Source organism: Alkalicoccus luteus (genome assembly GCF_052061695.1).
Lineage (GTDB): Bacteria > Bacillota > Bacilli > Bacillales > Salisediminibacteriaceae > Alkalicoccus > Alkalicoccus luteus.
Genome location: NZ_JBPZEY010000004.1, coordinates 188,951 through 209,103 on the forward strand (window position 1 = coordinate 188,951; position 20,153 = coordinate 209,103).

The 20,153-nt window shown below is 50.9% G+C and carries 19 protein-coding genes; 6 read left to right on the forward strand and 13 right to left on the reverse strand.

The genetic code is table 11. The annotated features are described in order from the left end of the window. Positions 1-84: 84 nt before the first annotated feature. The 3 genes from ACSZLD_RS07200 to arcA all read right to left on the reverse strand — a co-directional run bounded on the left by ACSZLD_RS07200 (position 85) and on the right by arcA (position 3,096). Positions 85-531, reverse strand: coding sequence for a GDYXXLXY domain-containing protein (locus ACSZLD_RS07200; protein ID WP_444684738.1), 447 nt, complete (start codon positions 529-531; stop codon positions 85-87). After that, on the reverse strand, positions 528-1,703 hold the full coding sequence (locus ACSZLD_RS07205) for a DUF2157 domain-containing protein (RefSeq protein ID WP_444684828.1): 1,176 nt from the start codon (positions 1,701-1,703) through the stop codon (positions 528-530). Before ACSZLD_RS07205 ends, ACSZLD_RS07200 begins: the two co-directional genes overlap by 4 nt. A 169-nt stretch (positions 1,704-1,872) precedes the next feature. Then, positions 1,873-3,096: an arginine deiminase gene (gene arcA / locus ACSZLD_RS07210; RefSeq protein ID WP_444684739.1), complete on the reverse strand. Its 1,224-nt coding sequence runs from the start codon at positions 3,094-3,096 to the stop codon at positions 1,873-1,875. 182 nt (positions 3,097-3,278) lie between these two features. On the opposite strand from arcA, the gene ACSZLD_RS07215 reads away from it, so the two are divergent. The 3 genes from ACSZLD_RS07215 to ACSZLD_RS07225 are packed head-to-tail and all read left to right on the forward strand — an operon-like array spanning position 3,279 to position 6,750. Further along, complete coding sequence (locus ACSZLD_RS07215) at positions 3,279-4,676, forward strand: cell wall-binding repeat-containing protein (RefSeq protein ID WP_444684740.1); 1,398 nt, start codon at positions 3,279-3,281, stop codon at positions 4,674-4,676. A gap of 29 nt (positions 4,677-4,705) precedes the next feature. Next, complete coding sequence (locus ACSZLD_RS07220; RefSeq protein ID WP_440898542.1) at positions 4,706-5,386, forward strand: response regulator transcription factor; 681 nt, start codon at positions 4,706-4,708, stop codon at positions 5,384-5,386. Next, positions 5,383-6,750, forward strand: a complete 1,368-nt coding sequence (locus ACSZLD_RS07225) for a sensor histidine kinase (protein ID WP_444684741.1) — start codon at positions 5,383-5,385, stop codon at positions 6,748-6,750. Before ACSZLD_RS07220 ends, ACSZLD_RS07225 begins: the two co-directional genes overlap by 4 nt. A gap of 5 nt (positions 6,751-6,755) precedes the next feature. Here ACSZLD_RS07225 and ACSZLD_RS07230 read toward each other — a convergent pair whose 3' ends face one another. The 5 genes from ACSZLD_RS07230 to ACSZLD_RS07250 all read right to left on the reverse strand — a co-directional run bounded on the left by ACSZLD_RS07230 (position 6,756) and on the right by ACSZLD_RS07250 (position 12,148). After that, the gene (locus tag ACSZLD_RS07230) at positions 6,756-8,228 is read right to left on the reverse strand and encodes a methyl-accepting chemotaxis protein (RefSeq protein ID WP_444684742.1); all 1,473 of its coding nucleotides are present in this window, start codon (positions 8,226-8,228) and stop codon (positions 6,756-6,758) included. 127 nt (positions 8,229-8,355) lie between these two features. Continuing rightward, entirely contained in the window at positions 8,356-8,700 is a 345-nt protein-coding gene (locus tag ACSZLD_RS07235) for a hypothetical protein (RefSeq protein WP_444684743.1), read from the reverse strand. A gap of 65 nt (positions 8,701-8,765) precedes the next feature. Next, positions 8,766-9,284 (reverse strand): GNAT family N-acetyltransferase, encoded by a 519-nt coding sequence (locus ACSZLD_RS07240; RefSeq protein WP_377908698.1) that lies wholly within the window; start codon positions 9,282-9,284, stop codon positions 8,766-8,768. A 244-nt stretch (positions 9,285-9,528) separates the two neighbouring features. Beyond that, on the reverse strand, positions 9,529-11,334 hold the full coding sequence (pepF, locus tag ACSZLD_RS07245) for an oligoendopeptidase F (RefSeq protein ID WP_444684744.1): 1,806 nt from the start codon (positions 11,332-11,334) through the stop codon (positions 9,529-9,531). A gap of 133 nt (positions 11,335-11,467) precedes the next feature. Further along, positions 11,468-12,148 (reverse strand): lytic transglycosylase domain-containing protein, encoded by a 681-nt coding sequence (locus tag ACSZLD_RS07250; RefSeq protein ID WP_444684745.1) that lies wholly within the window; start codon positions 12,146-12,148, stop codon positions 11,468-11,470. A 233-nt stretch (positions 12,149-12,381) separates the two neighbouring features. On the opposite strand from ACSZLD_RS07250, the gene ACSZLD_RS07255 reads away from it, so the two are divergent. Beyond that, on the forward strand, positions 12,382-12,780 hold the full coding sequence (locus tag ACSZLD_RS07255; protein ID WP_444684746.1) for a hypothetical protein: 399 nt from the start codon (positions 12,382-12,384) through the stop codon (positions 12,778-12,780). Between the two features lie 54 nt (positions 12,781-12,834). Here ACSZLD_RS07255 and ACSZLD_RS07260 read toward each other — a convergent pair whose 3' ends face one another. Beyond that, on the reverse strand, positions 12,835-13,569 hold the full coding sequence (locus ACSZLD_RS07260) for a hypothetical protein (RefSeq protein ID WP_444684747.1): 735 nt from the start codon (positions 13,567-13,569) through the stop codon (positions 12,835-12,837). Positions 13,570-13,671: 102 nt separating this feature from the next. Further along, the gene (locus tag ACSZLD_RS07265) at positions 13,672-13,830 is read right to left on the reverse strand and encodes a hypothetical protein (RefSeq protein ID WP_444684748.1); all 159 of its coding nucleotides are present in this window, start codon (positions 13,828-13,830) and stop codon (positions 13,672-13,674) included. A 161-nt stretch (positions 13,831-13,991) separates the two neighbouring features. Between ACSZLD_RS07265 and ACSZLD_RS07270 the strand changes: the two genes are divergently transcribed. Then, positions 13,992-15,419 (forward strand): sodium/glutamate symporter, encoded by a 1,428-nt coding sequence (locus ACSZLD_RS07270; protein ID WP_377908692.1) that lies wholly within the window; start codon positions 13,992-13,994, stop codon positions 15,417-15,419. Between the two features lie 118 nt (positions 15,420-15,537). On the opposite strand, the gene ACSZLD_RS07275 is transcribed toward ACSZLD_RS07270, so the two are convergent. Both ACSZLD_RS07275 and ACSZLD_RS07280 read right to left on the reverse strand, forming a co-directional pair. After that, entirely contained in the window at positions 15,538-16,416 is an 879-nt protein-coding gene (locus ACSZLD_RS07275) for a TIGR03943 family putative permease subunit (protein ID WP_444684749.1), read from the reverse strand. 16 nt (positions 16,417-16,432) lie between these two features. Beyond that, positions 16,433-17,437, reverse strand: coding sequence for a permease (locus tag ACSZLD_RS07280; protein WP_444684750.1), 1,005 nt, complete (start codon positions 17,435-17,437; stop codon positions 16,433-16,435). A gap of 146 nt (positions 17,438-17,583) precedes the next feature. Here ACSZLD_RS07280 and ACSZLD_RS07285 point away from each other — a divergent pair, with 146 nt between their 5' ends. Continuing rightward, positions 17,584-18,783 (forward strand): cation:proton antiporter, encoded by a 1,200-nt coding sequence (locus ACSZLD_RS07285; RefSeq protein WP_444684751.1) that lies wholly within the window; start codon positions 17,584-17,586, stop codon positions 18,781-18,783. A gap of 257 nt (positions 18,784-19,040) precedes the next feature. Here ACSZLD_RS07285 and ACSZLD_RS07290 read toward each other — a convergent pair whose 3' ends face one another. Next, positions 19,041-20,063 carry an NAD(P)/FAD-dependent oxidoreductase gene (locus ACSZLD_RS07290; protein WP_444684752.1) on the reverse strand — a complete coding sequence of 341 codons (1,023 nt, stop codon included), beginning with the start codon at positions 20,061-20,063 and terminating at the stop codon, positions 19,041-19,043. Between the last annotated feature and the right edge of the window lie 90 nt (positions 20,064-20,153).

Consider the following 20,153-nt stretch of genomic DNA (forward strand, 5'->3'; position numbering starts at 1 on the left):
CCGGCTCAGAATGCGAGCCGGGTCCTTCCCTAATGAGATAACGTTGTTCTAGAGCATACGAATGGCCGCTCACAGCCGCTCACCTTATTCGTTGCGTACGTCCAGCTTTATCGGACGGATGGCGCCCCATGGAGCTACATCAATCGTGACCTGAAGATTCTCTTCCCGCTCAAGCTCCGGTCCCCTGCCCTGCTCTACGTAAAACTGCCCGAGCTGCGGGGCAGTAATCGTCTGATCAAAGGAATATCCTTCAATCGCTCCAAAAAACGGCCGGTCGTCTGCTTGATCAATGACGGCGTAGCCGTCTTCCCCTTCTGTCAGGGTGAAATAGACCTGACCGTGCTGCAAGCCAGCCGGCGTTTCAAGGTCAGGGTACTGCAGCATCACGTACTCGCCAAGAAATGGATCAAACGGATCGTAAGGCTCTGCCCGGAGTGTAAAGGACTCCCCAAACCAGCTGACAGCAAAAAAGCTTGTGATCACCAAAACTGTAAACAGCGTCTGCAATGCCGGCATCACCCAGTTTTTCATGATACGGCCTCCTCCCTGCGATGATTAACCCACCAGGCGACGCCTGAGAGAGCAAACAACAGCACGGCGCCAATCAGGAAGAACAAGGCCATATCGAGGCGTCCCCATGCAAAGATGACGTAAATGACTGCTTGCACAAGCACGAAGTAAACGAATCCCGGTGCCAGCACCATGCCCCGCTTTTGTGCATAAACTAAATAGCCAAGCGCCGTCGCTTCCGCTGTGACAGCAAGCAGAATCGCCGACTGGTCAAACAGCATCAGCCCTACTGCTCCTAATATCGAGGTCCAGACAACCGGGCGCAGCTTCCACAAGCTAATACCGAGTACAACAGCTCCCGCAGCAGCAAGTCCCCATGCTTCGATCCAGCTTAAGTCAGGCAGCATGCCCTCCGTTTCGCCGCGAACCGCCAGATAAACGAGCAGCGTCATGGCGCCGAATATCGGATAGAGCGGCATCAGCATTCGCCGCTGCTCTTTTTGAAGCACGAACAGCAGCATCACGAGGAAAAAGAGTGTCCAGACCGGCCAGAAAGGACTTTCGTATGCCGGCGTTGCCCAGAGCTTAAGACCGGAACCAAACACGAGAATCCAGCTGAAAATGAGCGAAAGCTGCTCGCGGCTGACGACCAGCCAGATCAGTGCTGCCAGTGTAAACAAGCTCCACTCCAGCCAGGTAACGGCCGGAACAGACATTCCGAGCGTGACGCCTCCCATTATAAATGCGGCGACGACGAACGCATTATGGCGCCATATCGCGTAATGGAAGAGCGCTGCAAGAAACACGGCCCAAGGTAATATGGCACCGGATGTCGATAAATGAAACGCCTGGGCTGTAACGATCAAGGAGGCGCCGAACATGGCAAGTCCGATCAGCCGAAACAGCACCGGTTTTCCAAAGCCTCGCTTTTCAGACGCCATGCCCAACCCGTAAAACAGCCACATCAGCGACAGCACGAGTCCGCTTTTCAAGAGAGGCGGCATGACCTGCCAGTTTGCAGCAATAAAGCTGAACACCGCAAGTGTAAAAAAAACGAGACCAACAATCATCAGCAGCGGCATCCTCGCCTTTTTACCGGCAGGATGCTGTTGCTTTTCATATGCTAAGATCGTTGCAGCCGTTTCCTGACTGAGCAGCTTTTCCCGTTCCCATTCCCGCAGCTTGCGCTCCATCTCCACAGCCTTCCACCTCCCTGTCTGATAATCCCAGTATAATCCTGAAACAGGAAAATAACCAGCTGTTTTTCGGCCTATTTTTCGAAGTTCAAAGCCCGTCACAACAGCTTTTTGAACACTAAAAAGCACCTTGCCATGGATAGACGGCAGGTGCTTTGCTGATAAATCAGACGGGTTCCCGGACGAGCGGCATGCTCATGCATCTCGGTCCGCCTCTGCCGCGGACGAGTTCGCTGCTCGGCACCTCCAGCACGGTGATGCCATTCTGCCGCAGGAGCTCGTTGGAGACATAGTTCCGTTCATACGTGACGACCGTTCCCGGAGCAACGGCAAGCGTATTGGAGCCATCATTCCACTGTTCACGGGCAGAAGCAATTTTATCTCCGCCTCCGCACGGGATCAGGTTCACGTCATCCAGCTTGAGCACTTCTTTCAGCGTATCCTTTAAATTCGACCGTTTCGTAATACGCACCGGATCACCTGGTTCCAGGATAAAGATATTCATGCGTCCGTCCTTATCGACCACCTGAGCATGCGTTGTAAACTGATCATGGTCAATCATCGTAAAGACAGTATCCAGGTGCATCGAAGCACGGCGCTTCGGAATTTCCACCGCTACCACCTTTTCAAACCCTGAGCCGGAGGTGAACAGCTCCGTCGCCAGCTTTTCGACTGCCCGGGCAGAAGTGCGCTCACTGACGCCAATTGCAAGCACGGTGTCGCTAAGGACGAGTTCATCTCCCCCTTCAATCGGAAAATCGTAGCCTCTGTTTATCCACGTTGGCACGCGGGCATCACGATAATCCGGATGAAAGGTAATAATATGTTCCATCAAAAGCGATTCGCGGCGCCTCGCCTCCTGACTCATCGGATTCAACGAGATGCCATTCCCAATGACTGCTGCCGGATCTCGGGTGAAGTAAAGGTTCGGCATCGGATCCAAATAAAACGGATAGTGCCGGTCCATCCACTCATATAAGTGCTTTTTCTTACGGTTTGGCAGCTCTTCCTTCAGCACACCGCCGATCATGCTGCGAACGAAGTCGGCTGTGGAAAAGTCAAGCAGGTATTCCTTTAACGCTTCTGAGGAGCCATTTACCGTTAATCGTGATTCTGTCATCATTTTCTCCAGAAACTGCTCCCTTTCCTCGTGTGACTGGAGCGACTGTTCAAGCAGATCGGTTATATATACGATTTCCGTTCCCTGCTCTTGAAGAACTTCTGCAAAGCGGTCATGTTCTTTTTGCATCGCCGGTAAATACGGTATATCGTCAAACAGCAGCTGCCCCATCGCATCAGGTGTCACCTGCTCAATTTCAATTCCGGGCCGGTGGATCAGCACCTTTTTCAGCCGGCCAATTTCAGACGTTACGTTTACTGCCATCGTCATCTCCCACCTCTCTTATTCAACCGTAGCAGACCGCATTGCCCCCACGTGAAAAGCTGTCAGATTATGTATCATGCTTTCCTCTCTATTCCCCTCCTAAATGTGGGAAAAACTCGAATTCAATGCAGCTTCATACTTTCTTCATTTTTAGGAAGTAGGCTTAAACGTAAAGGAGTGATTGGCAAATGAAAAAGACTTGGATCTTAAGTGCTGGTGTGCTGCTGACACTGGCTGCTTGCTCGAATGCAGAGGAAACGAATACGAATAGCAATGCCGAAATTGAAAACAATATGAGCTCTGACGAAACAAACGAACAGAACGAAAATCAGCACTCAGATGAGAACCATATGAATAATGACAACATGAATCACAGCGATAATATGAACCACGATGAAATGGACCATGATAATGAGAATATGAATGAGGATATGAACCACGATAACGAGGACATGGACCACGGCACGAACGGCGGCAGAGATTCCTTCGAAGAGAGCGCAGCCGAGCTTCCAGCTGAAAATGAAGGGGCACCTGAGAACCTTCTTACGACAAATACAAAAAACGTTACTCGAATCGATCAGGAAGAGCCGGAGGACTTCTCGATACAGGTGTCCCAAACGATCTGGCCTGCCACTCATGAAACGAACCAGCCTGGCACAGTGATTCTTGCCAATCCGGACGAATGGCAGCAGACGCTCAGTGCACTTACGCTCGTGCACCATCCTAACGACGGCCCCGTTCTGCTGATGGAGGATGGACTGAGTGACGAACTCCTGACGGAAATCGAACGGTTAGCACCGCTCGGGAATGATGAAGGTTTGGAAGTCCTTGCCGCTGCAGAACTGACAGCTGACGAAGAAGAGATGCTCGCTGATTATGAGTGGTCGGAAATGACTGCTGACTCTCCTGCTGCCTTTGCCCAGGAAGCAGATGCTGCTTTTGCTGATACACTGGGTGAATTTCCCGAGAAAGTATTAATCGCTTCCTCTGAAGAGGAGCATCAGCTGCTTTCCATGACCGCCGGAAGCTGGATTTCCCACATGAATGAACCAGTGCTGTTTGTAGATGATGACGGTATTCCCGCTGAAACGGAAGAAGCATTGGCAGAACGGGATCAAGCAGCGATGTATCTGCTCGGAAGTGAGGAAATTATATCCGGGGAAACCGAACAGGAGCTAAGTGAATTTGGAAACACCTCCAGGATCGACGCCGAAACACCAGCCGAACTGTCTATTGCCTTTGCCCAATTTGAAGAAGACGGATTCGGCTGGGGAATCACAGAGCCGGGACACGGTTTCGTCTTTGCTTCCACGGATCGTCCTGAGTTTGCTCTTGCCGGGGCCCCTTTTGCGCATTTAGGCAAGCATGCTCCTGTCCTTTGGCTTGAAGAGGGAGAGCTGGATGACGAACATCGCGATTATTTAGCAACGATCAAGCCTTCCTATACTGATAACCCGATGGAAGGGCCTTATAATCACAGCTATCTGCTTGGCACAGAAGAGGACATCTCTTTTCATACGCAAGGATTAATTGATACACTAATGGAAATTGAAGCAGAAGACGGGGGCGGCCACGCAGATCATTGATGCCTTCTCCGCCAGGGAGGGATACAAGCATGACGACCATTCTTATCGTCGACGATGAGCCGCAAATGCTGGAGCTTATAACAGACTGCCTGCAGCTGCTGCCAGTCGACATTCAGACTGAGCAAGATTCTGCCACAGCACGAAAGAAGCTGCAAACGGAGACGTTTGATCTTGTCATACTGGACGTCATGATGCCTTCTCCTGACGGGTGGGAGCTGCTGAAAGAGACAGCGGAGCTCCCAGCGCCTCCCTCTATCATCATGCTGACGGCATTAGGTGACAATGATCAGATTGTGCGCGGCCTTCAGAATGGTGCTGACGATTATGTGACGAAGCCTTTTGAGCCTGCTATCCTTGCAGCGAGAGTGGAAGCGGTTCTTCGGAGAAAACACCCGCATACGGGCAGCGTTATAAGCTATAACGGCCTGTCAGTGGACAGCGTGAGACGGGAAGCCGAGTTCGAAGGCTCCTGTCTTACGCTTACCAAAAAAGAATTCGACCTTGTGGCACTTCTCGTAAAGAGGCCAGGTCAAGTATTTACGCGCCAGCAGCTGCTGGACGAGATCGATGACCACGGCAGCGCCGCTTCAGACAGAACAGTGGACACGCACATGAAAAATATACGCGAAAAAGTCCGTCGTGCAGGCGGCTCTTCTTCGCTGATTGAAACCGTCTGGGGAATAGGATACCGCCTGGGTGCCGGGATATGAAACTTTCCTTACGAATTGCCCTGCTGTTTTTCTCCGCTATCCTGCTGCTTTTACTGATCATGGGCGCTGCCTTCTATGAACTTTCCAGGCAGTTTTATGAAGATCGTCTGCTTCATGATGTTTCAGATCGGATGACAGCCCACGGGCGGGTATTGGAACAGGATGATCATGATGGAGCCTTTGCGCACATACAAACAATGGAGGAAGCACAGGGAGAAGTCGTGTTCGTTCAATTTTCAGCTGACGGAGAAGCCCTGAGAAGTTCAGACCGCCTTACTCCAGCTGATACAGCCAGGTATTGGGACTGGATTGAGCAATCCGACTCGGAAGCAGCTATCACGGAAGCTTCGACACATAATGAGCCGCACGTTTATGCATACCACGCGTTTGAAACGGATCGTGCCGAAGGATATCTTTTTGTTGATCAGGCTTCGGGAGAGTTTGCCGCTACGAGGGAAACCCTTATTTATTTGACTGGCATCATCATGCTTCTCGGCCTGCTTCTTGCCGGAGGGTTAACGATCCTGTTAACTCGCTGGATTACCACTCCATTAAACCAAATACGCTCTGTTTCGAGCCGCATCGCAAATGGTGACTTCACTTCTGAGCTGTCCTGGAAGCGCACGGATGAGATAGGGGATTTGAGCCGCAGCATTGATCAAATGGCCGGACGCCTGGCAGCTTATCAGGCCTCCAGAAAACGGCTGCTCGCGAATATATCCCACGATTTGCGCACTCCGTTAACGTATGTAAAAGGCTACTCTTCCCTGCTCAAAGAAAAGCTTGCGGCAGATGAACGCAAACAGGCAGAGGTGATCCATCGGGAAGCTGCAAGGATGGAAAAGCTGGTTACAGATATTGTCGACTTAACAAAAATGGAAGACGGCGCACTGTCTGTTAAGCCGGATACGATTCAACTTTGCTCGTTTTTACATGAAATCGCCCGGCATCATCAGCTTTTAGCCGAAGAAACCGGGCACCGTGTACACGTTATATGTCAGAAGGACAGTACCATATACGCCGACCCAGCCCGACTGGAGCAGGCACTGTTCAATCTGTTTCAAAATGCAGTCCGCTATACTCCCGCCGGCACGGCAATTACATGGGAGATCAACTGTGATGAAAACAGAAGCTTCATCCTGCTTCAAGACGAAGGACCGGGCATCCAGCCTGAAAAACTCCCTCACATCTGGGATCGTTTTTACAGAGCAGATGAGGCGAGGAGCTCTGCAGTGCCTGGAAGCGGGCTGGGACTTGCGATTGTAAGACAAATCGTGCTGGCAAGCGGCGGACAAGTTGCTGCTGGTAATAGAAACGATCGAGGTGCATGGTTTCGTATAGAGCTGCCCTCTCTGACAAACTAATCCCGCTATTCTGCTGAGAGCCGTTCTACCGCTTCTTCCGCTGCAGCTGTTTCCCGGCCGATGCCTTCGTTTTGCTCGTGCAGCGCTTCAATGGAGGCGCTCACTTCCTCAACGGCGGCTGATGACTGCTCAATGCCGCCTGCAAGCCCGGCAGTCGACTGATTCATGGAGGAGGCCGCCTGCTGCACAGAAGCTGCACGTTCCGTGAGAGAGGCCGTCAGGGCCTTTAACTGATGAATACCGCGCTCCATTTTTGCAGAGGCCTGCAGCATCGACGCTGCGGCTTCATGTTGATTTCCGGCTGCTTCGCCGCTCCGCTTCATCTCATCGCGCGCATTGCCGTTCGCCTGTTCCAGCTCCTCAAGCACCCGAGTGATTCCTTCTGCTGCTTGACCGGATGTTTCTGCAAGCTTCCTTATTTCATCGGCTACGACAGCAAAACCGCGTCCTGCATCACCTGCACGCGCTGCTTCAATAGAAGCATTCAGCGCAAGCAGGTTCGTTTGTTCTCCGACCTTAATGATCGATGCTGAAAGGCTGTCTGCTTCATTAATTTTTGCCGTTACCCTTGCAAATTCCTCCTCCAGCCTTCCAAAGCGCTCATTCATTTCGACCGTTTCACCTTCCAGTTTTTCAAGCTCCGTTCGGAATGCCTGCGCCCCTTCTGCCATACTGTCTGCAGATGCTGACGCTTCCAGCACCTCCTGCTGCATGCTGTCTGCCTCTCTTGCCGTACGCTCTGCTTCTTCAGATAATACCTGGACATCGCCATTTTGGGCTTCTGCTCCTTCTGCCAGCTCATGAGCTGCGGCCGTCATTTCTTTGTAGGAGCTGATATTTTGCTGAACAGCTGCATTTGTCCCCGTTAGCGACTCACGAAGCGCCGCTGCCTGCTCCTGTAAAAACGCTGCTTTTTGTTCTTTGGCTTCCGTTTCCTGCTGAGATTCATCCAAAAGCTGTTCCAGCACGGCAGATTGGCGGCTGCCTATAAGAATAACGGCGCCTCCTAAAGCTCCCGCAAGCACGTATGTAAGCAAAATGGTCGGCAGGTTCGCACTGATCACCGCAGATTCCGCCGTACTGTAAAAAGCATTAATTATCTGGCCAGCCAATCCAAGCACGAGAGCCGTAATCAGCACGTGCCGGTATAAATGCAGAACTGCCAAAATGAGCAGGAAATAGTAAATGACGGCAACCCCAATTCCTCCTCCAAGCAGAAAAACGGCCGACGTCACGAATACATGCGCCGCAATGATCAGCAGCAGCGGCACCAGTTCCGGCTTACGCAGGAAATAGACGGCAGCCGCATAAAGCCCCCATAGTGCTGCAAACTGGATTCCGTAAACAAGCGCCGTCTGTCCGTCCCCGAGTATCAGGTTCATAAAACCGCCTGCTGCAACAGTAACTGCAAAAAGACCGACAGCGAGCCTGTTTTTCGTCTGCAAATCCTTCTCCTTCATTTCAGTCACGATACTCACCGTTCAGACATCCCCTTTATCAATACGTTTTTTCCATCATAAGAAATATATCGAACAATGCTGCCTGAATGTGAAGCGCTCACACAAAAAAAGCCTGCTTCAGATGGTTTCTGAAGCAGCTTTTCTGTTAAACAACAGCCGGAGCTATCAGGGCTGTCAAAAGCAGAATCCCAAATACGATCAAGGCGGCGATAGCGAGTATGCCGGGGATGCCGTCGAACGGTTTAGGTCCCTTCGACTCTGCAGATTTGCTGATAGTCGTATATGAATTTGGCGTGGATGTTCCGTAAACAGTAGGTTTGGCGCTTCCCGGTGAAGTAAATAAGCGGATTACCACCGGAGCTGTCATCACCGCAACGGCTGCCAGCACAAGCAGAACGAATACCGTCATCGATCCGGTCAATGCTCCAATCCCTGCGGATAATGCCGCTGCACCTGCTCCGGCAGCAGCCGCTTTAAGCCATTTCGCCATGAGGAACCTCCTTTTATCTATGCTGAATTAGTAACCCATTCCCTGACTTGCATACATGTAACCTCTCAATCCACCTTTGCTTCCAAGCGGTTTTTATCTTTAATTGCTGAGGCCGGAAGGAGCATCGTGTAAAAGAGGGTGCCGCGGTTAGTGAATTCCTGATGCTTTTTAAAACCTACTTTTTCATACGTTTTTCGGGCCCTGACGTTAAAATCAGCAACAGAAAGACGGAGCATCCGGCAGTCGATCGCATTGCGTGCCCAGTGTACAACGTAAGCTGTAAAAGGGGCTCCGAGCTTTTTTCCAGTCAGACTAGGATTTAACCCAAGCCCAATGTCGACAGCCGGCTCGCTGTAAACGTTGCTCTTCAGTCCGCCCGGTACCTGCGCTTCGCGACCGAGACAGCAGAAGCCTATCAGGCTGCCGTCAACGTGCCTGATACTGAAATAGCTGCCGCCGAGAAGCGTTTCATAGGTCTCAGCAGTCGGCTCAAAACTGTAGCGTTCGTAAGGCGGGTCGTATATCCAGCTGCTGATTTCATCTGCGTCCTTTCTGCTCATTCGCTGCAGCGTCCACTGTTTCACGACCGATCTCCCCTTCCGTTTTATCCTGCTAAAATAGTTCGGCAGAGAAGACTGTTTTCCTGCTGTTAAGGCTTAAATGTGAAGAAAAACGCAGATAAATCTTTCCAGCACTGCCAATTCGAAACGTAAGGGAGCCATGCGGTTTCGCACGTATGAAGTATACCTGTGACCTGAGCTTTATCTCAAATTCAAAATGAAGAGCCTTCACCCCGCAACCGGGATGAAGGCTCTTGTTTTAAAAAGATTAAGATATTTCGAAGCTTTGCTCCAACTCATCGACGAGCGTGCCTACGTAGGCAACCGCTTCCTGAATCGGTTTTTTTGTAGTCATATCGACACCAGCGAGCTGCATCAGCTCCAGCGGCTTTTTCGTTCCGCCAGCTTTCAGCGCGGCGAGCCAGCGCTCCACAGCGGGCTCTCCCTCCTGCTGAATATGCTGAGCAGCGGCGGTCGACGCTGTCAGACCAGCAGAGTACGTATACGGATACAGTCCCATGTAGTAATGCGGCTGCTTCATCCACGTCAGACCTGCGTCTTCATCAATCTCTACATCCGGTCCCCAGAACTGCTGCAGCGTATCGCGCTTTTCCCGATTGAGCACCTGGGCCGTGATCGCCTCTCCTTTTTCAGCGAGGGCATAAATACGACGCTGCAGCTCGCCTTCAAGAATGTGCGTGACAAAGTTATGGTAATACGTTCCGAGCGACTGCAGCACGACCCATCGGCGCATGCGCGTGTCGTTGGACTGATCGAGAATATGACGGCTTAAGAGCATTTCATTCATCGTCGACGGCGCTTCGATAAAGTAGAGCGACGGACGCGTATTGGAAATGCGCTGATAGCGGCCGGCCATGCTGAAGTGGCCTGCATGTCCAAGCTCGTGCGCAAGGGTAAATGCGTCACGCATATTATCATTCCACGTCACGAGAATGTACGGATGAACGCCGTACGGACTGGAGCAGAAGGCACCTGATCGCTTTCCGTGGTTATCGGCACGGTCGACCCAGCGCTCTTTCAATCCTTTTTCCATGAACTGCATGTATTCGTCTCCCATGATCTCAAGGGATTTTAAGATCATATCCCCCGCTTCCTCATACGACATGTCCGGATCAAAATCCGGATCAAGCGGTGCCTTCAGATCGGCGTAGGTCATCTTCTCTAATCCCAGCATTTTCTTCTTCAAAGCGGCAAGACGGCGCATGTGCGGTGCCAGCTCCTCCTGAATGGTATCGAGCTGGCGGTGATACATGTCTTCAGTTACTTGCTGGCCGTGCAGCAGCATCTGCGTCACGGATTCATATCCGCGCAGCCTGGACTCTGTGATGGAGCGCGTGATTTCTGTCGCATAAGTAGCCGCGTACGTATTCTGGTAGGCGCGCAGGCCATCGGAAAATGCTTCGTAAGCGCTCCGGCGCACGTCGGTATCCGGATGCGATTCATAGCTTTCAAACGTATTAAATGTGAGCGGATACTCCGTGCCATCAGCCGTTTGAAATGAACGAAACGTCATATCCGATGTTTTGCTCCGCTCGTAAATCATAAAAGGCGCATCATGGACTTCACCGAAAGCAGCCAGAACGTTTTCAGTTTCTGCACTCAGCTGATACGGCTTTTCTTCCATAAGGTCCTTCAGCGTTTTATGGAAATCTTCCAGTCCCGGCTCCTCATTCAGCCACTTCTCCAGCGTGTCAGGATCGAGCTCGAGAATCTCCGACTTGATGAACGACGTCGCCGCACCTGCCTCCGACCCGAGAGCTGCGATCCGGGCTGCATCTGCTTGATTCTCCGGATTGCCTCCGTCCGATGATTCCTTCAGCATCGCATATGTAAAAATACGCGTCAGCCGCTCTTCCAGCTTTTCCTTCGCTTCCAGCAGCTGCAAGAGCGTCGCAGCATCCTGTACACTCTTCCCTTTAAATGCTGCTACCTCTGCGAGTGCTTCCGGTACTTGTGCCACCTCACTGAGCCACGTGCTGCGGTCACTGAATAAATCAGTTAAGTCCCACGTTTCTTCTTCTGGTATTTGCGTTCTGTCGAGCGTTTCTTTCATCTTGTCATCTCCACCTTCCGTCTGAATATTTCGATTTTCGAAACATACCTTTATTGTACGTGATTTAATCGTTTATGAAAAGCCCTTCCAAAATGAAAAAGAAGGACCGCCGCGGGCCCTTCTGCTTTTCTCACTATGATACTCTGTCACTGCCACCTGCATATTCCGCTTCACGTTCTTCAAGATTGAAAAGCCGATATCCCTCTTCGTACGCTTCCTTATAGCTAAGTACATCGTCAACGTACCACTCAGCGCGATTATACTGATAAACCGCCTGTTCATAGTTGCCCTCATCTGCTCCGTTTCTCGCCAGATAGTAAGCCGCACTGTGCATCGCATCATGCAGATCAAACGGGTCTGCTTCTCCGTTTCCTTCTGCGTCCTGACCATAGCCGCCGTAAGCTTCAATCACCTCCGGGTCGGTTTTCTCTTCTTCTGGAATATCTCCTTCACCGAGCCCTTCACAGCTCGGATGACCCCATCCTGTCCAGGTACACGGCATGAACTGAAAATGCCCCTCCGCTCCAACCGGGCTCACGAGCGGATCCATTGTCGAAAAAATGGTCTCTACCCGATGAATAGCTGCGAGCAGCTCCCACGGAATGCTGTAGGCATCTGCTGCCTCCTGATAGGCTTCTATATATTCTTCCGGCACCTCTTCTGTTGCAATATAAATCGTACGCTGCTCTTCCGGTTCTGCCTCCTCTTCACCGTTTCGTTCATCAAACGAAACGACAAACAGCAGGATGAAAAAAATCGCTGCCGCACTGAGAGAAAAAGCGACTGCAGCACTCGTTTTGATCATTCGTTTCATCGGCTTCCCCCGCTCCTTCTTTCTATCTGATAGTATACCTTATTATCGCGAAAAGCTCCTGCACAAACCTGGATAAATTCTCGTTCAATCTCAAATTGTGTAACAGCCGTGCTACAAGCACGCCTTTCACTTCTCAGAATGATGACAGTTTCGTTATCATTCTGTAACGTTTCCCCATTTCTGGTGTTCAGGCAGTATGATAGAGGCAAATAGAGGTAAGCAGGTGAGATATCATGAAACTGATCATCCTATTAATCGGTATGAGCGCAGCAATACTTGGATGCGGTTCAGAGTCCGTTTACGATATTATCCCGGAGATCGAAGAAGATAATAAACTGCACGCGATCGTACTGATTGAAGACTCCAATGATCAGAACAATCACCCTTACTACAATGCTCTCCTTGAAGTAAACAATCTCGATATTATTCAGCCTCACATCGTGTCAGCATCTGACCATCCGGAAGTTCCGGATTATTTTCACGCTGATCACTTCCCGTGCCTCATTCTGTATGAGAATGGAGAAGTCGTGATGCACCTCGATGATGCTGCATCCATGGACGATATCGTTGACGAGTTGAATGGAAACGTTGACCGCTTTACACGAAAAATGCTGGCAGAAGAAGACGTATAGGATAGAGAAAGAGCTGTTCCCCGGGCCTCCCGGCAGAACAGCTCTTTTTGGTTATTATTCGATTCCGACAAGTGTGCCGGTGCTGAATTCGAGGATAAATTCGTCCTCTTCCTCCGCTTCTACGTGCTGGCCATCGACCTCTGCCTCGATGTGCCATGCACCAGCTGTCTGGAACTCAGCTCCTGTTCCGGCTGACACAATTTCCTCTTCAACGGAATCAGCGTTCCAGCTGAGAACATCAGATCCATCTACGCTTATGTCAGAATCAGATACGTCTCCGAACGATGGGAAGCGGCTTTCATCTTCCAGGTCGCCTTCGAGCTCATAAGAGAATGAAAGCAGCACACGCATATCCGACTCTTCTGCACCTGGGATCAGATAATGTCCTTCAGCTGTGCCGGATTCTTCTCCTTCTCCTTCATCCGGTGACTCGTCTTTCGGCAGCATGTCTGCGTCCCTTGCAGCAGCGACTGCCGCAAAGTATTCTTCCAGTTCTTCCATAGAAGCTTCTGCACCGCCGTCCCCTTCACCGACCGTCACATCAATATCGTATTCGGAAGCAAGATCTTCAATGTCACCGCCGTCCTCCGCTTCTTCGTCGTTATCATCAGCGTTGTTAACATCATCCGCTTCGTCATTTTCTTCTGCGTTATTCTCTTCCGCTGCGTTGTTTTCCGGGGCATTGTTGTCTGCACCCTCGTTTTCCGCACCATTATTTTCTGCGTTGCCGCAAGCAGCCAGTACAAGCGACGCTGTAACCGCACCTGTCAATGCAATTGATTTTTTCATGTTTTGACTCACCCTTTTTGTCTGTATTAGTCATTCATCCTGCACACTACCCGATTCGGCAGGCTTTTCATGTCAAACTACACTATAAAACTCTAAAAGATTCTATAACCCCTTTCGATCCAGAAAAAACAATATCGCTGCACAAAACAGCATGGCTACACCTAATGTCAGCAGCAGTCCGTCCTCCCGGAACGCTGACCCTGCGAATCCAGCTGCAGCTGCCAGCAGAGACGCAATCCATCCAATTCTATACACAAGCATAGCGGCAGCACCTCCTACGTACCTGTACCCGTTTTTATCAAGGTATCATCTAGCTGCATATGACAACCTGCTAAATATTTCACATTTTCCCATATCTATTTTCCCACATCACGGGTATAGCCAAGTGAAGGACTACATAATATGGAAAGGAAGTGCCTGCCATGAGCCCTAATGAAATAGGCTTCAGCTTTATTATTATTGGAATGCTTCTTATCATCGGCAAATGGATTCGGGTTTATTCAGTCAAACTGCAGCAGCTGTTTCTCCCTTCTTCCATCATCGCGGGAGCGCTCGCGCTCCTTCTTGGACCGGAAGTACTGGGCAGCCTCGTTTCCCAGTTTGCACCGGAATCGGTTTTTGCAGGCGGAATGTTCCCTGCTTTTATGATCGATGTTTGGGCAGAGCTGCCCGGGCTGTTTATTAACATTGTATTCGCTTCCTTGTTTTTAGGAACCCGGCTGCCTGATCTTCAGAAAGTTTGGATTGTCGGCGGTCCCCAGGTAGCAATGGGGCAGATGGTTTCATGGGGTCAGTACGTGATCGGAATCGTCCTTGTTCTGCTTGTACTAGCTCCATTATTCGGGACGAATCCGCTTGCAGGCGCCCTGATTGAAATCAGCTTTGTTGGAGGACACGGTACTGCAGCCGGCCTCGGAGAAACGTTTAACGAGCTCGGATTCTCTGAAGGGTACGATTTGTCGATTGGACTTGCGACAATCGGTATTTTAAGCGGGGTCATTATCGGTATTATCCTAATTAACATAGGGGCGAGAACCGGAAAGGCGAAATTTGTCGGTGGTAAGCAGTCCTTTTCCGATAAAGGGAAGACGGGCATTGTAGACCTTGACAACCGTGATGCCAGTGCCGATATGACAACACGTCCGGAATCGATTGATCCGTTTTCCGTTCATATCGCCTACGTTGGACTCGCGATCGGCGTCGGCTGGGTGCTGCTGGAGGCTCTCGTCTGGCTGGAGGACGTGACGTATGGACAGGCAACCGATGTTTATTTATTCGAGTACGTGCCGCTCTTCCCGCTCGCCATGGTAGGCGGCATTATCGTGCAGGCGTTCTCTCAGAAGTTTGACCGCTTCCAGCTGATCGACCGCAAAACGATAAACCGGGTCAGCGGTCTTTCTTTGGATATTTTGATCGTCAGTGCGCTCGCCACCATTTCCATTGCGGTCATCGGCGATAACTTGGCTGCTTTCCTCGGTCTCGCTATTGTAGGTGTTGTGTGGAACGTACTCGCGTTCCTTTACCTCGCTCCGAAGATGATCCCGAGCTACTGGTTTGAACGGGGACTTGGTGACTTTGGCCAGGCAACCGGTATTGCCGCTACCGGCCTGCTTCTCATGAAAGTAGCCGATCCGAATAACGAAACCCCGGCGCTGGAAGGGTTCGGCTATAAGCAGGTGCTGTTCGAACCGTTCGTCGGTGGAGGACTGGTAACCGCTGCGGCGATGCCGCTCATCTTCCAATTCGGAGCCATCCCGTTTTTAATCGGTTCTGCCGCAATGACGCTCTTCTGGCTTCTGTTCGGCATCCTCTACTTCGGGCGTAAGAAGACAGCTGATTCGACTGGATAATTTACTAATCAAACAGGCACGGCCAAAGGTCTGAACCCCTCTGGCCGTGCCTGTTTTTTTTATGTTTAACGTTGGCTCTGTTTTTGACCGCAGCTCCCTCTTCATAAAACAGTTGAATTTACTGGTAGCCTGGATACACATATGGGCTGTCGGGCTGCTCGATCGGCTCAAGCTCTGCATCTTTCAGGATGGCTACTTCCTGACCGTTGTAAGTGCCGGCACGAATCGTTCCTCGTGCCTGGAACCACGCGTCATCGCCGAAGTCAGCCGCTTCTTCAGAATCGATAATAAGGCCGTAGACACCTGCATCCGCTACACAGCAGGTCATACCGAATCGTGCCGCCACGAGCCTGTTCTCATCAAAATCCGGCTCGCGAAACGCGAATCCATACACCTCTACTTCTGCGCCTTCAAATGAATCGGTATACAGATCCAGCAGGGTAAGAACATCGATAAACGTATCCTCGTCTACGGCAATTTCATCTGCCCCTTCGTACGTATCAAACAATTCTTCATAATAGCCTTCAAACCATTCTTCATCTTCATAATCTAGCGGAGCGTGCTCTTCGGCTTCCTCTTCACCTTCCGTTCCGCCGAGCGCTTCCATATACCCGTCCGGATCATCAAGATAGGAGTCAGCACGCGGGGTATCGGATTCAGACTCCTCCGCAGCCAGTCCCGGGCCATGTGCTGCCGCCCCATACTGCACGCCCCGATTTTCAGCTACGGAGCTGTCCAGCCCGCGTTCCGGCAGAATGAATCCCGCTGTAAGCGGTATGAGAAACAGCATATACACCGGCCACGGCTGCGGATGATCATCCTGTTTATCCTGAAACAGCTGCACCGCTCCAAGAATAAAAAACGTGACCATGCCGAAATAAATGAACGGCATCATAATCGGTGCAATGTAATAGACGATGCCGCCTGACAGAATCAACCCGAGTATCAGCAGGCCGAATCCCATCAGAATGACACCTCGTAAAAAGGCATAGGACAATAATTTCCCCTCCTTATCAGCCGATGACCGCAAACGTCAGCAGAACGCCTGCAAAAACAGCGGCAGTAACGTTAATGATAAACACAATGACAAATTTCGTGCGGAAAAAAGCAAACAGCATGATCGTATTTTTCAGATCAAGCATCGGGCCGTAGAGCAGGAAGGCTGAAATCGATGCCGGTGTAAACTGATTTCCAAATGATGATGCTACAAACGCATCTGCTTCCGAACAGAGCGATAAAATGTAGGCAAATGCCATCATCACCGCTACAGAGGCTATTTCATCAGATCCGACGCTGAGCAGCACCGATCTGTCGAGAAACGTCTGGAAGAGCGCGGCAATAAAAGCACCGATCAGCAGATACTTTCCCATCATAAAAAATTCTTCGGCTGCGTGAGAGCAGATTTCCTTCAGCCGCGCTGCCATTCCACGACCATGCTCGTGGTGATGATGCACATGCACTTCCCCCGGCCTGGTGCGGATCACCGGGCCTTTATTTTTAAATACAAGATATAAAATCAATCCAATGACAAGGGACAGCACGAATGCAAGACCGAAGCGGACATAGACGATCTCCAGCTGATTGCGGAACGCAAAAAAGGTCGATGCCAGGACGACTGGATTCAGTATAGGGGCGGCAACGAGAAAGACCATCCCTGCCTGAAAGGGGACCCCTTTTTTAATCAGCCGCCTGACGACAGGGACGATCGCGCATTCACACAGCGGGAGAATAGTGCCGACAAGCGCTGCGGGAACAAGGGTTTTAATTCCCTTGCCGGGCATCCAGCGTGCGATCTGTTCGGGGGTAACGTACAGGTGGATCATGGAGGAAAGCAGTACACCGATCAAAAGAAACGGCGCTGCTTCAATGACAATACCGAGAAAGATCGTGTTGACATTGATCCACGCAGAGGGCGCGGTTTCGAGCGTCAGTACATCCTGAAATAAAAATAATATAAGTATAAACAGCAAAACAGCACCGCCCAGTATGTCTGGCCGGATTCGGGGTTGGTTCACCATAACAATCTCCTTCGCGACTTCTTTTATCAGTGTACAACGAGTAAGGCTAAATCTCACCCCTTTATACGAAATTTCACCAGCATTTCTGACGGTGGGAGAGGTGCAGAATAGGGTATAGGAATGAAACTGAGAGGGGAGGTAGAATGATGCTGGAGGATGTCGCGCTGTTTGTAAGCTTGCTGATGATTGGCTATCTCGTCTATACACTTGACCGAAACAAGCAGGCGTTCCCGGCTCCGCCTGTACTCGTCCTGATTGGGCTCCTGCTTTCCTTTCTTCCGTTTTATTCCGAGGTGCCAATCACCGCCTCATTCATTTATCACATTTTGCTTCCCGCCCTTTTATTTGTCGGGGCCTATCGGTTTCCCGTTCAGCAGTTTTTCCGCTACCGCCGTTTTATTCTGCTGCTGAGCACCGCCGGAATTGTAGCCGCGGTCTTTCTTACGGCTGCTGCTTTTTTCGCCGTGTCGCTTCCGTTCATGACGATCTCATTTATCGCAGCGCTGCTCATTGCAGCTGTTCTTATTCCGACGGATCCGGTTTCTGTGATTGAAATTCTCTCTTCAGATTTAGACGATGAGCTCGTAACAAGCGTCGTCGAGGGCGAGTCGATGATCAATGATGGAACGAGTATCGTTGTGTTCTCGCTCGTTTTCAGCTGGTATGTGCAAAGCCCGCCTACATTTCTGGAGGGGACTAGTCAGCTTCTCGTTACCTCGCTCGGCGGCACGGCGATCGGAGCTGCCTTTGGCTGGCTGTTCAGTCTCGCGCTTCACTACACGCACGAGCGCAGCTATCAGATTATGCTCAGCATTATAATCGCTTACGCTTCGTTTATTGCTGCAGAGGCGGTGCACGCGTCCGGAGTTCTCGCAGTCGTTACTGCCGGACTCTTTCTTTCGCACCGGATCAAAGCAAGCAGCCGTGAAAGCCATTTGCGGGAATCACTTGATGGCTTCTGGGAAATCATTGAGCTCTCCATTTTATCGCTGTTGTTCCTGCTGATCGGTATCGCTGCCGGTCCGTCTCTCTGGAACAGCTACTGGCACGTCATCATTCTTTTCTTTCTTTTTATGGTCGTGCTTCGCTGGATCGTTGTCGAGCTGATCATGCGTGCGACGCCGTCGATTCATAACCCAACGTTTTCCGAACGATTTCTCGTCAGTATTTCCGGTGTCAAGGGAGCGGTATCCGTTTATTTAATCCTGACGATCCAGGAGTCTGCGGCTGATCAGGCAGAGCTTATTGCGGCGGTTGCCTTCAGCGTCGTCTTTTTATCCCTGCTGCTTCAAAGCCTCGCGATTCATCCAGCAGCCAGATTCATCCGCTTTCTCGGCCGCTCTTGATCGGTCATCCGCTGCTTTATCACGCAAAAAACGAGCCGGCAGTATTGTCCGGCCCGTTTTGAACTGTTAACAACGTCCATCTGCAAGCATATTTATTCCTCCTGATAAAGCCTTTTTTCGCCTAGTCAGCCTGACGCTGCATTTATTTCAGCGGCATAACGTTCCTTTCGAGCGACGTTCAGTCGATTTCCGTCGAGCCGCGTTTTCTTTCAACGGATAGCTTCCAGCGTGCCCCTGCCTTCCCAGCCTGCTTTCAGCTACACCTGCCCTGCTTTTTTTAACGCCTCATTCCGTTTTGCAAAACCACTGTGATGAGACGAGACCATGCCGGAGGCTGCCGCTTCCGGATCGATAAACGTTTTCGCTGCATTCACCGCGTTGGCTGCGTCATGGAAAGCCCCGGCAAGCAAGTTGATTTTACCTGGATGAACCGCTACGTCGCCAGCGGCAAACAGGCCGGGTACGCTCGTCGCACCGTTCGCGGCGGCGGTGATCCGCTGGTCTTCCATCTCGAGCGCAAGACTCGTGCCGTTCAAAAAGGCCAGCTCCCGCTCATAGCCGTGGTTCACAAGGACGTGATCCACATCAACAATTCTGCCTGCATCCAGGCCGCACTGCAGCTCCACCTGTTTGATTCTCGTACCGCTCTCATCGGCAATCAGCCGCTGAATCGACGTTTGCAGCATACAGTCGACCGTGGAGCACATGACTTTTTCGACGACTGCTTCATGTCCTTTCAGCGCACTGCGGCAGCTTAACATGACGTTTGTCGCAATTCCTTCCAGTTCGTTCGCCCAGTCAACCGCTGTATTGCCGCCTCCGGAAATGAGAACCGTTTTGTTCCGGAACGTTTCAAGCCCCTGTGCCGTATAATGCAGGTTCGTCATATCAAATCGTTCCGCCCCTTCCACTTCCAGACGCTGCGGAGTAATAATGCCTCCGCCTGCAGCGACAATCACCGATGATGATTTAAACGAGTTTCCATCTTCGGTAAGTACCTGGAAGCCATCAGCTGTTTGTTTAATATCCGCTACAATTGTTTCGAGATGAACCTCCGGAGCAAATGTTCTCCCCTGCCGAATCAACCCGGCACAAAAATCTTCTCCGCTAACAGGAGGCATTCCGCCTGCATCCCAAATGATTTTTTCCGGATAGAGCCGCACTTTACCTCCCAGCTGCGTCTGTGCTTCAATCAACCTCACACTCATACCTCTTAATCCGCTGTAAAAAGCGGCATAAAGCCCCGCCGGACCTCCGCCGATAATGGTTACATCCTTCATAGTTGCGCCTCCTGTATTCACTTATGTAAAAACTTTTATTGACAACGATTCTCATTCGCACTATGATAATCATTGTACTGAAATTGAGAA

Coding starts and splice junctions, on each gene's coding strand:
- ACSZLD_RS07265 (WP_444684748.1), bottom strand. CDS start 13,830: ATGCTTGTGTATAGAATTGGATGGATTGCGTCTCTGCTGGCAGCTGCA.
- ACSZLD_RS07250 (WP_444684745.1), bottom strand. CDS start 12,148: ATGAAACGAATGATCAAAACGAGTGCTGCAGTCGCTTTTTCTCTCAGT.
- ACSZLD_RS07215 (WP_444684740.1), top strand. CDS start 3,279: ATGAAAAAGACTTGGATCTTAAGTGCTGGTGTGCTGCTGACACTGGCT.
- arcA (WP_444684739.1), bottom strand. CDS start 3,096: ATGACGATGGCAGTAAACGTAACGTCTGAAATTGGCCGGCTGAAAAAG.
- ACSZLD_RS07260 (WP_444684747.1), bottom strand. CDS start 13,569: ATGAAAAAATCAATTGCATTGACAGGTGCGGTTACAGCGTCGCTTGTA.
- ACSZLD_RS07200 (WP_444684738.1), bottom strand. CDS start 531: ATGAAAAACTGGGTGATGCCGGCATTGCAGACGCTGTTTACAGTTTTG.
- ACSZLD_RS07235 (WP_444684743.1), bottom strand. CDS start 8,700: ATGGCGAAATGGCTTAAAGCGGCTGCTGCCGGAGCAGGTGCAGCGGCA.
- ACSZLD_RS07255 (WP_444684746.1), top strand. CDS start 12,382: ATGAAACTGATCATCCTATTAATCGGTATGAGCGCAGCAATACTTGGA.
- ACSZLD_RS07290 (WP_444684752.1), bottom strand. CDS start 20,063: ATGAAGGATGTAACCATTATCGGCGGAGGTCCGGCGGGGCTTTATGCC.
- ACSZLD_RS07285 (WP_444684751.1), top strand. CDS start 17,584: ATGCTGGAGGATGTCGCGCTGTTTGTAAGCTTGCTGATGATTGGCTAT.
- ACSZLD_RS07280 (WP_444684750.1), bottom strand. CDS start 17,437: ATGGTGAACCAACCCCGAATCCGGCCAGACATACTGGGCGGTGCTGTT.
- ACSZLD_RS07205 (WP_444684828.1), bottom strand. CDS start 1,703: ATGGAGCGCAAGCTGCGGGAATGGGAACGGGAAAAGCTGCTCAGTCAG.
- pepF (WP_444684744.1), bottom strand. CDS start 11,334: ATGAAAGAAACGCTCGACAGAACGCAAATACCAGAAGAAGAAACGTGG.
- ACSZLD_RS07225 (WP_444684741.1), top strand. CDS start 5,383: ATGAAACTTTCCTTACGAATTGCCCTGCTGTTTTTCTCCGCTATCCTG.
- ACSZLD_RS07220 (WP_440898542.1), top strand. CDS start 4,706: ATGACGACCATTCTTATCGTCGACGATGAGCCGCAAATGCTGGAGCTT.
- ACSZLD_RS07270 (WP_377908692.1), top strand. CDS start 13,992: ATGAGCCCTAATGAAATAGGCTTCAGCTTTATTATTATTGGAATGCTT.